Raw genomic sequence first — 12,520 nt, forward strand, 5'->3', positions numbered from 1 at the left:
CTGGGTAGCAAGCCAGGCTGTCGGTTATTCGCCTTCTACGCCGGTAACGGGTTCGATGGTGCCCCAGTGGCGGCAGCTGGGGCATTGCCACTCTAAGGTATCACAGCTGAAACCGCAGTGACCGCAGCGGTGGCGTGTACGGTTCTTGAGCAAGGCGCGGGTATGGTGTTTGAGCAGTAGCAGGCGCTTATCCGGCTGTGTGCGGCCATCCAACTGCTGGCTTTCGATGTAAAGATCAATCAGGTGATCCAGGCCGCCCAGGCTTGGGGCCCTGGCGAGTAAGTCCCCGGTGATCCTGATCGCTTCCTCGACATCGTCCTGCTGACGTATCTGTTCGCTTAATCGAATGATCACACTGGTGAGGGGCGCTTGCTCAACCAGTGACGATAGATGCTGCCTGTAGCCGCCTATGTCATTGCCAAGCCAGTAGGCACGCTCAAGGGTCGGCAACATGCTGGGGATATGCGCAGGGGCGTGTTGTGCGAGTGCCTCCAGATGAGCGATGGCAGGGTGGTGGTGGCCATTGTCTATCTCCAGCTCTGCCAGTAGCAGGTAGGCTCGCGCACAGGCAGGATCCAGCTGCAGGGCCTTTTTCAGGTGGCGTTTGGCCAGTGAGCGGCTGGACTGTTGGATCTCCTGTTGAGCGATTTCACATAGCCAGTGGGCAGCAGGGCGCGCCATCCGAGGTTGCTGTCTGAGCATCGGTAAGAGGATGTCCAACGCCTCCTGCCAGGCCTTCTCGCGCTCAAGAAGGTCAACCAGCAGATGCTTGGCACTGATGCGCTGGGCATCCTGTTGAGGAGTTTCAATGATGCCGCGAAGCAACCGCTGGGCGCGGTCGTGAACGCCGAGGGCAATAAAGTCACGGGCCAGCTCAAGCTGTACCTGTTCATTCTGCTGCGGGCTTAAAGCGGGACGGGCAAGCAGATTCTGGTGGATGCGCGCCGCTTTATCGGCTTCTCCCCGAGTTCGGAACAGCTTACCCAGGGCAATATGGGTATCAACGTTTTCACTGTTGACTTCAAGCGCCTGGATAAAGGTGTGAATAGCTTCATCGGGCTGCTCGTTAAGCAGATAATTAAGCCCGACGAAGTATTCCCGCCTGGGGGTCTGAGACGATGACCTGGCGTTGAACGACGCACGCCTGCTGGCTTGCCGGTACCCCAGGCCGTAACCGATGGCAATCGCTGCCATTAATACAATCAGCAGCACGACATCGAGCATTTAGGCCAGTTCCTTTAGCTCCTGGGTACGCAGGCGATCAAGTTCTTTCTGTTGCTGCTTGTTGCGACGCTGAGCGCGTGCCAGATGTGCCTTGAGGCGCGCATAGACACCCAGCATGGCGACCATACCCAGAATGACGCCAGCTGTCAGAGTGGCCAGCAGCCAGACGGAGAGTGATATGGGTGGCAGTTCCAACCAGATCAGGTTAAGGCCAATTGTCTGCTGGTTGTTAACAGCAAATAGAATGCCAACCAAAAGCACCACTAGTAAGATGACGGCTAGAATCAGCCCTTTGATCCAACGCATGTTTAGGTTTCCTGATTTATGACGAATGCAATAACGCTATTGTGTATGACTCTTTGCCTCACGTCATCCCGCATAAGGTCGCAGAGACCGCGTTTGGTGGTATTTTTTGTGATTCAGTAGCCAAGTGTGCGGCTGGCATCTACCTGCTCGCGGAGTTCCTTGCCAGGTTTGAAGTGGGGAACGTATTTACCTTCCAGCTTCACCGGATCACCTGTCTTGGGGTTTCGTCCGGTGCGTGGTTCGCGATAATGAAGTGAAAAACTGCCGAAACCGCGAATTTCCACCCGTCCTCCTTCTGCCAGGGTGTCGGTAATATCATCAAGGATCAGCCGAACGGCGGTCTCAACGTCTTTGGCAGACAGCTCGGGCTGTCGCATTGCAATCTGTTCAATCAGTTCTGATTTAGTCATCAGTAGGCTCCATGCGAACTCGTTAGGCCTTAGTGCCTTGGCGGCATCGTCTCAGGTGCCGTTATGGGTACCGTTATTGAAGTAGTCACAGACAGTTCAGCATACTGTGCAATAGTGCATAAAACAATTGAGGTAAAACAACCCTCTAGCAAAAAATAACTGTTTCTTTGCTGGGTAGGCAAGTGGCATGGCTGCCTTGCCCTGTCTGCTCAGGTATACTGAGGCTTCATTTCATTGATTCAGTGAGGCTGACGTTGAACGACGACACTTCTGCACAGGCGGTTCTACGCAAGCGGCTATACTGGCACTCTCGTCGGGGGATGTGGGAATTGGATCTGCTACTGATCCCTTTCCTTGAGCAGCGTTACGATACGCTGGCCAGCGACGACCAAGAGGCGTTCCAGGAGCTGATCACAGAAGAGGATCAGGATCTTTTTGGCTGGTTGATGCGTCGCGAATGGCCTGAAACACCGCACCTGCGCCGAATCGTCCAGATGATCGTGGAACATGCTGAAACCGTCGATAACGCTGTCTATCGTACCCTCTAGATGGCAGATCGGTTGTCATGGCTGTCTGTTTGTCACTGGGCTGAGCCTGCTCGCCTGGCAGTTGGCAGGCTGGGGCCTATTGCTACTGGTGTGGCTGGCAGGATTGATACTGTTAAGCGTATTTTTCAACCGTGCTTGGCCATTTAGCGCCCATCAGCAACAACGGCAGACGAAAACCCTGTGGGTTGAGCCAGCTGCCAACGTCTTAAAGGGGCGTTGGCTGCAGAGTAACGGGGAATTGAGTCACCCGCATGCACTGACATGCCGCTACCTTGGGCCTTACCTGATATGCCTTAAGGTGGGTGGAAGAAGCCTCTGGCTGTGGCCTGATAGCGCCTCACCACAGGCGCAGCGAGAACTGCGCCGGTATCTGCTGCTATATCGCTCCTGAGTTTCCACTCTTCAACTCCGCCGCTAGGTGCACTATCTTTGGCTCGCTATGGCTTTTCTCGCAGGATGCCCTCTCTCTCAGAATAGCACTCAAACGTTCCGTTCAGAAATCAGCTTGCCAGCTTCGGTAAATCGGCAAGTCGCAGCCGTGAAGGGCGTGCGCCGGGCAGTTTTTCGGGCCAGTCAGGTGAGTAGTGTAGCCCGCGTGACTCATGGCGCTGTTGGGCAGCCAATACGCTCAGACGCGCCAGCTTAAGGCTATGCAGTAACCGCCGACTATCCGGGTGGGCCGTGTCAGGGTCGAGGGTGTGCAGCTGATGCGCCAGGTCGATAAGCTGCTGGGCAAGCGCTGCCATTCCTTCCTGATGACGGACTATCGCCAGGTGCTGGCTCATACTGGCGCGCATTGACTGACGCAGTGCATACAAGGCAGCTGAGTCTGGTGTTGTGGTGGTGCTGGTCATCAATGGTGCTGTGCCCAGCGATTGAGCAGGTGGAGCGATGGGGCGCGCCAGTAAGGTCTGGGCGCAACTGCGGGCAAATACCAGACACTCCAACAGCGAGTTGCTGGCCATGCGGTTGGCACCGTGCAAGCCGGTGTAGGCGACTTCCCCAATTGCATAAAGATGACTGACCTCAGTGGCGCCGTTCAGATCGGTAGCAACACCGCCGCAGCTGTAATGGGCAGCCGGAACCACGGGAATCGGCGCCTGGGTGATATCGATACCGCGTGAGGCGCAGTGCGCCAGAATGGTAGGGAAGTGGTGGCGAATGGCTGCTTCGCCCAGATGGCTGATATCCAACCATACATGGCCCAAGGTGCCTGCCTGAATTTGTGCGTCAATGGCTCTGGCAACCACGTCGCGGGGTGCCAGTTCGGCGCGGGCATCAATGCCCGGCATAAAGCGTTCACCCTGCTGGTTGAGCAGCTTTCCGCCTTCGCCTCTGACCGCTTCACTGATCAGGAATGCTGGGCCGTGGGGGTCGTATAAGCAGGTCGGATGAAACTGTTGGAATTCAAGATTCATCAGGGAGGCACCCAGGTTGGCTGCCATCATCATGCCTTCGCCGCTATTGGGTGAGGGAGTAGTGGTGTGCTGAAACAGACCGCTCGCACCGCCGGTTGCCAGCACGGTGTAATGGGCATACAGGGTGTGGCTCTGGCCAGCGCTGTCGACGGCCAGGGCGCCGTTGCATTCCCCGGCCTGGTTGGCGAACAGGTCAACCACGGTAAGGTTGTCGCGCTGGGTAATATTGGGGTGCTGCTGGGCGTTATGGTGGAGAGTTTCCACCACCGCCTTGCCGGTGGCGTCATCGGCATGGATGATACGCCGCGCATTGTGGCCGCCTTCCCGCGTCAGGTGATAAGGAAACGGAGCATCAGGTGAGGTATCCGGGGTAAAAGGAACGCCGCTGTCAATCAGCCACTGTATGGCCGCTGGACCGTTTTCCACAGTAAAACGTACGGCGGCTTCATCGCACAGGCCATCGCCTGCTACCAGGGTATCCTGAACGTGGGCATCCAGGTTGTCAGCGGGGGAGAGCACAGCGGCAATGCCGCCTTGCGCCCAACGGCTGGCGCCCTGATCATCCTGGGCAGGGCGAATCAAGGTAACCTCGTAACGACTTGCCAGCGTCAAGGCGAGGGTAAGGCCGGCGACACCGCCACCGATAATCAAAACGTCGCTATGAGACACGCCCATTAGCCGCTCCTGTTGCGCCAGATGATTTTTAAGATATTCCTGCAAACACTGCTGAATCGGTCTGCATAGATCGTCTTAAAACAAAGAAAACATAATAGCGCGCAAGGGATGGTTTGACGATGCACAGACGTCAAAAATCGGCCAAGGGGTTGGCTTCAGTCATCAAAGAATTCAGATATATAGAGAGATGATTAACAAATTGGAGGGCTAGTGCTGAGAATGCTATCAGGGGGGATATTTATGGTGCCCGGAGCCGGACTTGAACCGGCACGGAGTTACCTCCGAGAGATTTTAAGTCTCTTGCGTCTACCAATTTCGCCATCCGGGCTGGGCGGGAGTCAAACACCGAAGTAGTGATAATCGCCGCAAGAAATATGGAGGCTGGAGTCGGAATCGAACCGGCGTACACGGAGTTGCAGTCCGCTGCATAACCACTCTGCCATCCAGCCTTTAAGTCTGTTGAGAGACTTTTTCTGAGTTGGAGCGGGAAAGGAGCTTCGATCGGACTGGCGTTCCAGCTCACGACCCTCTCATTACCAGCTACATACTCTTTTCTGAGTTGGAGCGGGAAAGGAGATTTGATCGGACTGGCGTTCCAGCTCACGACCCTCTCATTGCCAACTACACACCCTTTTTCTGAGTTGGAGCGGGAAAGGAGATTCGAACTCCCGACCCTCGCCTTGGCAAGGCGATGCTCTACCACTGAGCTATTCCCGCTTGACTCGGATGCGAATTATACGCGCTGTTAAGGGTTTGTCAACGCATAATTTTTACGCCGAGCTACAAGACGCTCACATCGAGCGCGTCAGATGCGGCCAGGCGGCCTGCAGATACTGAATCATCGACCATAGTGTCAGCCCTGCTGCCACAAACAGGGTAATAATACCCACTGAGGCGATGGCATGACCGGGCGGGAAGGCAATCAGGATAAAAATCGACACCATCTGCAGAGTGGTTTTTATCTTGCCAATCCATGAAACGGCCACCATGCCTCGGTTGCCCATCTCCGCCATCCACTCGCGCAGCGCTGAAATCACGATTTCACGCCCGATAATAACCAGCGCAGGCAAGGTTAGCAGCCAGGAATCAAAGCGCTCGATCAATAGTGCCAGGGCAATGGCCACCATCAGTTTGTCAGCCACTGGGTCAAGAAAGGCGCCAAAGGGAGTCGATTGATCCCAGCGACGTGCCAGATAGCCATCGAGCCAATCTGTGATTGAGGCCAATCCAAACAGCACGGCAGCGGTGGGCATGCTCCATGAATAAGGAAGATAGAACAGCACCACCAATAAGGGGATGAAGGCTATTCTGATGAGTGTCAGGATATTAGGTATATTCATCGCGGGCTGCGATCCTTGCCAAGTAAGAGCGGTAAATTAATTTTGTTCATTCTATCCCCCTTGGGCAACGGCATCCATGCCGGGAAGCTTTTATCCGTGTAAAGATTGATAAATCGTCTCTGCCAGCGCCGCGCTAATGCCCGGTACGCGTGCCAGTTCGGCCTTGCTGGCTTTCTGTACGCCCTGCAAGCCGCCAAAAAATCGCAGCAGCTCACGCCGCCGCTTGGGGCCAATGCCAGCGATTTCCTGGAGAGTGGAGGTGCGCCGGGCCTTGTCGCGCTGTGCTCGGTGCCCGGCGATCGCAAAGCGGTGGGATTCATCGCGAATATGCTGAATCAGATGCAGGGCTGATGAGGTGCTGTCCAGCGGGAGAGGGTGCTCTGGCGAGTCAAGAAACAGGGTTTCCAGCCCGGCCTTGCGAGTGGTGCCCTTGGCAACTCCCAGCAGGGTGATGGCGTTGAGCTGCATTTCATCCAGTACGGCGCGGGCCATGTTTAACTGGCCTTTGCCGCCATCCACAATCAGCACATCTGGGGCAATGGCCTCACCGCTTTTAACTCTTTTCAAGCGTCGGGTCAGTGCCTGCTGCATGGCGGCATAGTCATCGCCCGCGGCGACGCCTTCAATCCTGAAATGGCGATAGTCGCCCTTACGTGGCCCGTTCTGGTCAAACACCACGCAGGAGGCCACAGTGGCTTCGCCATGGCTGTGGCTGATATCAAAGCACTCCATGCGTTGGGGCATCTCGCTAAGCCCAAGCGCCTCCTGGAGCGCCTTGAAGCGCGCTTCCATCTGTTGGTGGCTGGCTAAGCGTGAGGCCAGCTGTTGCTCTGCATTGGTGATTGCCAATTGCTGCCATTGAGCGCGCTGCCCGCGCACCTGATGCGTCACGCGGACACGCTTGCCAGCCTGCTGGGAAAATGCCTCGGCCAGCAGCTGGCTGTCCTCCAGCGGCAGGCTGGTGATGATTTCGGCTGGCAAGTCATGCGGTTGGCCAAGGTAAAATTGGCTGACGACGTTGGTTAGCAGAGTCGCCGGGTCAAGATCCAGGTCGTTGGTCGGGTTATGATGGCGGGCACCCAGCATGCGGCCATCGCGCACGCTGATGATGGATACCGCAAGCCCGCCCGGGCGCTGGGCGAGTGCAAAGACATCGGCGTTGCCCTGTTCATTATCCACAAACTGGCGCTGCTGTAGTTGGCGCAGCTGCTGGATCTGATCCCTGAAACGGGCCGCTTCTTCAAAGTTGAGCGCCTGGCTGGCTGCTTCCATTGAATCTGTCAGTGCCTGGGTGACGTGCTCGCTTTTGCCTTCCAGACACATCACCGCATGCTCAACATCACGCCGATATTCTTCTGCGGAGATATAGCCAACGCAAGGTGCGCTGCAGCGTTCAATCTGGTACTGCAGGCAGGGGCGTGAACGATGGGCAAAGACACTGTCCTCGCAGTTGCGGATCCGAAAAATCTTCTGCATCAGCGCCAGGCTTTCGCGCACTGCGCCACTGCTGGGGTAGGGGCCCAGATAGCGTCCGTCGTTACGCCGCTGGCGAACACGCTTATATTCGAGTGCCGGGTAGGCATGGCGGTCGCTGACAAAAATGAACGGGTAGGATTTGTCATCGCGCAGCAGGATGTTATAGGGCGGGCGCAGCTCCTTGATCAGCGTCTGTTCAAGCAGCAGGGCTTCCGTTTCGGTACGGGTAACCGTGATCTGGATATCCGCAATACGGCTGACCATGGCCTGGGTCTTGGCGTTAAGCTGACCACGGAAATAACTGGAAAGACGGGCATGCAGCCGCTTGGCTTTGCCGATGTACAGGGTGTTGCCCTGTTCATCGAGCATGCGATAGACCCCGGGAGCGGTGCTGACAGAGGCCAGAAACTGTTTTGCATTAAAACTCATAGAATGGCGTTAAATCCTGACGGCGCGCTGAAATGTGTGGGTGTTGATGCTTCAGCCAGTGGACGCCTCGTAGCCTTCAACCAGGCCGTGGCGCAGCGCCAGATGAGTGAGTTCTACGTCGCTTGCAACCTTGAGCTTTTCAAACAGGCGGTAGCGATAGGTGTTGACGGTCTTCGGGCTGAGGTGCAGGCGGTCGGATATCTCCTGCACCCGCTGGCAGTTGACGATCATGATGGCAATCTGCAGCTCGCGATGAGAGAGGTCTGCAAACGGGTTTTCCTGATCAGAGATATTGGAAAGTGCCAAGCGCTGGGCAATTTCCTGACTGATATAGTGGCTGCCATGAAATACCTGGCGAATGGCGTTGGTCATTTCGCTGGGGTCAGCGCCCTTGCTCAGGAACCCGGCAGCACCGGCTTCGTACATCTTTTTGGCGATGTTGTCATCCAGGTGCGCGGTCAGGATCAGGACACGGATATCAGACAGGCCGCGCTGAATTCTCCGCGTTGCCTCAAGGCCACCAATGCCGGGCATGCGAATATCCATCAACACGATATCCGGCCTGAGCTGGCGGCACTGGGAGACAGCGTTTTCGCCGTCGTTGGCTTCACCTACTACATGGATATCACCCTCGTTCTCAAGCAGAAGTGCAATGCTGCTTCTTACCAGATGGTGATCATCGGCAACCAACACATTGATCAAGGGGGCAGCTCCTGTTTTTTTAGCTCGCTAACGACACTGTCAGGCGTATATTGCCACAGTTATTATTCACTTCGCATTAGCGTTAAGGCGATGTCTTAACGACTTGACGCGCAGCAGCGGTGTGAGTACTATCTGCGCACTCTGAAGCAGAGTGTTTTCTGTAAATGATTAGTATCTGGGGCCTTAGCTCAGCTGGGAGAGCGCAACACTGGCAGTGTTGAGGTCAGCGGTTCGATCCCGCTAGGCTCCACCAGATTTTAAAAAAACCGCTCTAGGATATTCTCCTGAGCGGTTTTTTTGTGGCTACTGATTTGAACGTTGTAGTCACTGATAGTCAGCAGATGGCTGTCAGGCCACCTTGCCAAGCAGTAAGAATTCAATCAGTGCTTTTTGGGCATGCAGACGGTTACCGGCTTCCTGCCAGACAACGGCACGCGGGTCATCCAGCAGAGTGGTGCTGATTTCCTCGCCGCGATGAGCGGGCAAACAGTGCAGGAAAACAACATCCCTGGCAGCCTGATCGAGCATCGCTTCAGTCACCTGAAAACCCGCAAAGTCAGCTTCGCGCTTGGCCTGTTCCTCTTCCTGGCCCATGGAGGCCCAGACGTCGGTGGTCACCAGGTCAACGTCCTGAACCGCTGCCTGTGGGTCATGTAGAACCTCGACCCGGCTACCGGCAGCGGCCATGATATCTTCACGCGGCTCATAGCCTTTCGGGCAGCAGATACGCAGATTAAAATCAAACTGCCGGGCGGCATTGATCCATGAGTGGCACATGTTGTTGCCGTCACCAATCCACACAGCGGTGCGGCCTTTCACGCTACCGCGCAGCTCTGTCCAGGTCATGACATCGGCCAACAGCTGGCAGGGGTGGTAATCATCCGTCAGCGCATTGATCACCGGCACAGAGCTTGCGGATGCAAAGGTTTCAAGCCCTGAGTGCGAGAACGTACGCACCATGACGGCATCGACCATTTCGGACAGCACGCGCGCGGTGTCTTCGATGGGTTCGCCGCGGCCCAGTTGGGTGTCTCTGGGAGACAGAAACAGGGCGTGGCCACCAAAGTGGGCCATGGCTGTCTCAAAAGATACCCGGGTGCGCGTGGATGATTTTTCGAAAATCATCGCCAGAGTGCGGTTAGGCAGCGGAGTGTAGCTTGGCCCCTGGGTTTTCAGGTTGCTTTTGATCGTAATGGCACGCTGAATCAGGTAGCTCAACTCATCAGGTGTCAGATCCAGTAAGGTCAGGAAATGGCGTGTCGCCATGGTCGCTCTCCGCGTAAAACCTTTATCCTAGCGAGGCCTTAGGGGATGCGCAATGGCAATGCTCAGCGTAGAATAGCCGACATGTCTAAAGCCTAGTGCTATAGTCAGGTATTGCAGGTGTGTGGCATCATCAATATTAGCTAGCCTATTGACAGGCGTCAGTGCGTGGTCAACATAACGACGTTTATTTTTTTATTCCTCAGGAGGTCCTATGAGTTCAACGCTGGAAAACATTCAACAGCAAATCGGCGAAAACCCGATCCTGATTTACATGAAAGGCACGCCGCAGCTGCCCCAGTGTGGTTTTTCTGCGCAGACGGTACAGGCGCTGATGAACTGCGGTGAGCGTTTTGCGTTTGTCAACGTGCTGGACAATCCGGATATTCGCACTGAACTGCCCAAGTTCGCTAACTGGCCAACCTTCCCGCAGCTTTGGGTAGAAGGCGAACTGGTAGGCGGTTGCGATATTGTGATCGAAATGCACGAAAGCGGCGATCTTGAGAAACTGGTAAAAGCCGCTGCAGAGCGCGCTAACAGCGCCGAAAGCAGCGACAACGCCTGATTCAGCTTTGTATAGCCGCAGTTTCTGCGGTTGGCGGGCTGAGGCTCAGCCGCTAGAATGGCACATTAGCCATTTCATCAAGGCACCTCAGTCCGCCAAAGGAAATCCTGCTCCATGAGCTATCAGGTTCTGGCCCGTAAATGGCGGCCACGTACATTCCATGAGTTAGTCGGTCAGGCCCATGTGCAGCGCGCACTGGTCAATGCGCTTGATCAGGGGCGACTCCATCACGCCTACCTGTTTACCGGCACGCGAGGCGTGGGTAAGACCACCCTGGCAAGAATTCTGGCCAAGTGCCTTAACTGCACGGCCGGTGGGCGAGGCGATGAAGGCGTCACCTCGAACCCTTGCGGCGAATGTGATAGCTGCCGCGCCATTGATGAAGGGCGCTTTGTTGACCTCATTGAAGTTGACGCAGCCTCTCGCACCAAGGTTGAAGACACCCGCGAACTCCTTGATAACGTCCAGTACGCTCCCACTCAGGGGCGCTATAAGGTGTACCTGATTGATGAGGTACACATGCTATCCACCAGCAGTTTCAATGCTCTGTTGAAAACGCTGGAAGAGCCGCCGCCTCACGTCAAATTCCTGCTGGCCACGACCGATCCACATAAATTGCCCGCCACGGTGCTGTCCCGCTGTCTGCAGTTTACGCTCAAGCATATGCCGCCTGAGCGGGTGGTTGAGCACCTCCAGCATGTACTGAGTGCCGAGCAGGTAAGCTTTGAAGAGCGTGCTCTGTGGTTATTGGGGAAGGCGGCGGAAGGCTCCATGCGCGATGCCATGAGCCTGACCGATCAGGCCATTGCCTTTGGCCAGGGCGAGGTGCGCTATGCGGATGTGGCGGCCATGCTGGGCACTCTGGATCATCGCCATGTGCTGGCGCTGGTGGAGGCGCTGGCGGAAGTCGATGTGGCCAAGCTGTTGAGCGAAGTGGCGATTCTGGCAGAGCAGGGGCCGGACTTCGCAGCCGTACTGGATGATATCAGCGCGATTCTGCATCGTCTGGCTGTCGCCCAGATGGTGCCGGATGCGGTGGACAATAGCCATGGCGACCGTGACCTTATACTGGCTCTGGCCGCGCGCTTTACCGCTGAAGACGTGCAACTTTACTATCAGATTGGGATTCAGGGCCGAGGCGATATGGCCCACGCGCCGGATCTGCGCAGCGCACTGGAAATGACGCTGCTGCGTATGCTGGCGTTTCGCCCACAAGGGGTGCCCAAACCGCCGCAGACGCCTTTGCCGCTCAAACCTGAACCTCATTCTGAACCTCATGAGGATACGGGCACCCCCTCCGCTGAACCTGTTACATCGGCAACGGCTGACCGGCCAACGCCGCAGGTTGAGGGGCAACCGGCCAGTGAGCAGGCCGCCGTTGAGCCAGCGCCTGTTGAGCCAATGCCCGTTGAATCGGCGTCCAGTGAGCCAGCGCCTGCGGAGCGTGTGGCAGTGGAATCGGCCCCACCCTGGGATGCTGGCGAAAAAGCAGAAGACGCGGCTGAGTCAGGCGCTCCCTCAGAGCCAAGTCTCGAGCAGCCCGTCATTGAGTCGGGCGTTGCTAAGCCTGACATTGCTGAGCCTGATATTGCTGAGCGGGCATCTCCCGAGCCTGACGAAGCTGCTGAAACTGGAACTGCTGGTACTGAAACTGCTGAACAGAGCACTTCCGAGCAAGCTGGCTCTGAGCAAGCTGATTCTGAGCATTCCTCTTATCTGGATCACAGCCGCTGGCTGGCGCTTTTCGACTCTTTAGGCCTGGGCGGACTGACGCGCAATCTGGCTGCGCATTGCCAGTGCGGTCACGATGACGGTCATACCCTGGTGCTGTTGCTGGCACCCAGCCAGGAGGCGATGCGTGCGGAAATCCATCAGCAGCGCATTGCCAAAGCGCTGCAAGCCCAAGGCGTTGAGCGCCAGGTGGTGTTTGAAGTACAGGCCCTTGACCCTGCGCTGGAAACACCCCAGCAGCGAGACCAGCGGATTGCCCAGCAGCGCCATGCAGAGGCCATTGATACCCTGAACCGCGACCCCAACATACAGAAACTCCAGCAGGCTTTTGGTGCCACACTATTAGAATCCAGTGTCAAACCGGCGTCGGCTAGCCGATAATTAACTAGGTTAACAGACCCTAACAATCTTTTTACCAGCAACGTTGACTGGT

11 protein-coding genes and 4 tRNA genes are annotated in these 12,520 nt (G+C 56.3%); 4 read left to right on the top strand and 11 right to left on the bottom strand.

What is annotated here, in order from left to right; genetic code table 11:
• Positions 1–24: 24 nt before the first annotated feature.
• The 3 genes from lapB to OR573_05940 form a co-directional block, all read right to left on the bottom strand.
• Positions 25–1,224 carry a lipopolysaccharide assembly protein LapB gene (lapB, locus tag OR573_05930; protein ID XGA81178.1) on the bottom strand — a complete coding sequence of 400 codons (1,200 nt, stop codon included), beginning with the start codon at positions 1,222–1,224 and terminating at the stop codon, positions 25–27.
• Positions 1,225–1,530, bottom strand: a complete 306-nt coding sequence (locus tag OR573_05935; protein ID XGA81179.1) for a LapA family protein — start codon at positions 1,528–1,530, stop codon at positions 1,225–1,227.
• Between the two features lie 113 nt (positions 1,531–1,643).
• Positions 1,644–1,940 carry an integration host factor subunit beta gene (locus OR573_05940; GenBank protein XGA81180.1) on the bottom strand — a complete coding sequence of 99 codons (297 nt, stop codon included), beginning with the start codon at positions 1,938–1,940 and terminating at the stop codon, positions 1,644–1,646.
• Positions 1,941–2,194: 254 nt separating this feature from the next.
• On the opposite strand from OR573_05940, the gene OR573_05945 reads away from it, so the two are divergent.
• Entirely contained in the window at positions 2,195–2,488 is a 294-nt protein-coding gene (locus OR573_05945) for a succinate dehydrogenase assembly factor 2 (GenBank protein ID XGA81181.1), read from the top strand.
• Between the two features lie 500 nt (positions 2,489–2,988).
• Here OR573_05945 and nadB read toward each other — a convergent pair whose 3' ends face one another.
• The 7 genes from nadB to uvrY form a co-directional block, all read right to left on the bottom strand.
• Positions 2,989–4,581 carry an L-aspartate oxidase gene (gene nadB / locus OR573_05950; protein ID XGA81182.1) on the bottom strand — a complete coding sequence of 531 codons (1,593 nt, stop codon included), beginning with the start codon at positions 4,579–4,581 and terminating at the stop codon, positions 2,989–2,991.
• Positions 4,582–4,822: 241 nt separating this feature from the next.
• Positions 4,823–4,909 (bottom strand) — tRNA-Leu (locus OR573_05955).
• Between the two features lie 47 nt (positions 4,910–4,956).
• Positions 4,957–5,030, bottom strand: a tRNA-Cys gene (locus tag OR573_05960).
• A 193-nt stretch (positions 5,031–5,223) separates the two neighbouring features.
• Positions 5,224–5,298: transfer RNA gene (locus OR573_05965), tRNA-Gly, on the bottom strand.
• A 74-nt stretch (positions 5,299–5,372) separates the two neighbouring features.
• Positions 5,373–5,921 (bottom strand): CDP-diacylglycerol--glycerol-3-phosphate 3-phosphatidyltransferase, encoded by a 549-nt coding sequence (gene pgsA, locus OR573_05970; GenBank protein XGA81183.1) that lies wholly within the window; start codon positions 5,919–5,921, stop codon positions 5,373–5,375.
• A 90-nt stretch (positions 5,922–6,011) separates the two neighbouring features.
• Complete coding sequence (gene uvrC, locus OR573_05975; protein XGA81184.1) at positions 6,012–7,826, bottom strand: excinuclease ABC subunit UvrC; 1,815 nt, start codon at positions 7,824–7,826, stop codon at positions 6,012–6,014.
• A gap of 51 nt (positions 7,827–7,877) precedes the next feature.
• The gene (gene uvrY, locus OR573_05980) at positions 7,878–8,528 is read right to left on the bottom strand and encodes a UvrY/SirA/GacA family response regulator transcription factor (protein ID XGA81185.1); all 651 of its coding nucleotides are present in this window, start codon (positions 8,526–8,528) and stop codon (positions 7,878–7,880) included.
• Positions 8,529–8,705: 177 nt separating this feature from the next.
• Between uvrY and OR573_05985 the strand changes: the two genes are divergently transcribed.
• Positions 8,706–8,781, top strand: a tRNA-Ala gene (locus OR573_05985).
• A gap of 95 nt (positions 8,782–8,876) precedes the next feature.
• Here the strand turns inward: OR573_05985 and argF are convergent.
• Positions 8,877–9,794 carry an ornithine carbamoyltransferase gene (argF, locus tag OR573_05990; GenBank protein XGA81186.1) on the bottom strand — a complete coding sequence of 306 codons (918 nt, stop codon included), beginning with the start codon at positions 9,792–9,794 and terminating at the stop codon, positions 8,877–8,879.
• 211 nt (positions 9,795–10,005) lie between these two features.
• On the opposite strand from argF, the gene grxD reads away from it, so the two are divergent.
• Positions 10,006–10,356: a Grx4 family monothiol glutaredoxin gene (grxD, locus tag OR573_05995; protein XGA81187.1), complete on the top strand. Its 351-nt coding sequence runs from the start codon at positions 10,006–10,008 to the stop codon at positions 10,354–10,356.
• A 114-nt stretch (positions 10,357–10,470) separates the two neighbouring features.
• Complete coding sequence (gene dnaX / locus OR573_06000) at positions 10,471–12,468, top strand: DNA polymerase III subunit gamma/tau (GenBank protein XGA81188.1); 1,998 nt, start codon at positions 10,471–10,473, stop codon at positions 12,466–12,468.
• The last annotated feature ends 52 nt before the right edge of the window (positions 12,469–12,520 follow it).

The sequence above is a fragment of the Halomonas sp. CH40 genome (assembly GCA_041875495.1).
Taxonomy (GTDB): domain Bacteria; phylum Pseudomonadota; class Gammaproteobacteria; order Pseudomonadales; family Halomonadaceae; genus Vreelandella.

What these genes read in the sequence shown, in the direction of transcription:
- pgsA (XGA81183.1), bottom strand. Translation starts at nt 5,921, where the DNA reads ATGAATATACCTAATATCCTGACACTCATCAGAATAGCCTTCATCCCC.
- uvrC (XGA81184.1), bottom strand. Translation starts at nt 7,826, where the DNA reads ATGAGTTTTAATGCAAAACAGTTTCTGGCCTCTGTCAGCACCGCTCCC.
- nadB (XGA81182.1), bottom strand. Translation starts at nt 4,581, where the DNA reads ATGGGCGTGTCTCATAGCGACGTTTTGATTATCGGTGGCGGTGTCGCC.
- OR573_05935 (XGA81179.1), bottom strand. Translation starts at nt 1,530, where the DNA reads ATGCGTTGGATCAAAGGGCTGATTCTAGCCGTCATCTTACTAGTGGTG.
- lapB (XGA81178.1), bottom strand. Translation starts at nt 1,224, where the DNA reads ATGCTCGATGTCGTGCTGCTGATTGTATTAATGGCAGCGATTGCCATC.
- grxD (XGA81187.1), top strand. Translation starts at nt 10,006, where the DNA reads ATGAGTTCAACGCTGGAAAACATTCAACAGCAAATCGGCGAAAACCCG.
- dnaX (XGA81188.1), top strand. Translation starts at nt 10,471, where the DNA reads ATGAGCTATCAGGTTCTGGCCCGTAAATGGCGGCCACGTACATTCCAT.
- OR573_05940 (XGA81180.1), bottom strand. Translation starts at nt 1,940, where the DNA reads ATGACTAAATCAGAACTGATTGAACAGATTGCAATGCGACAGCCCGAG.
- argF (XGA81186.1), bottom strand. Translation starts at nt 9,794, where the DNA reads ATGGCGACACGCCATTTCCTGACCTTACTGGATCTGACACCTGATGAG.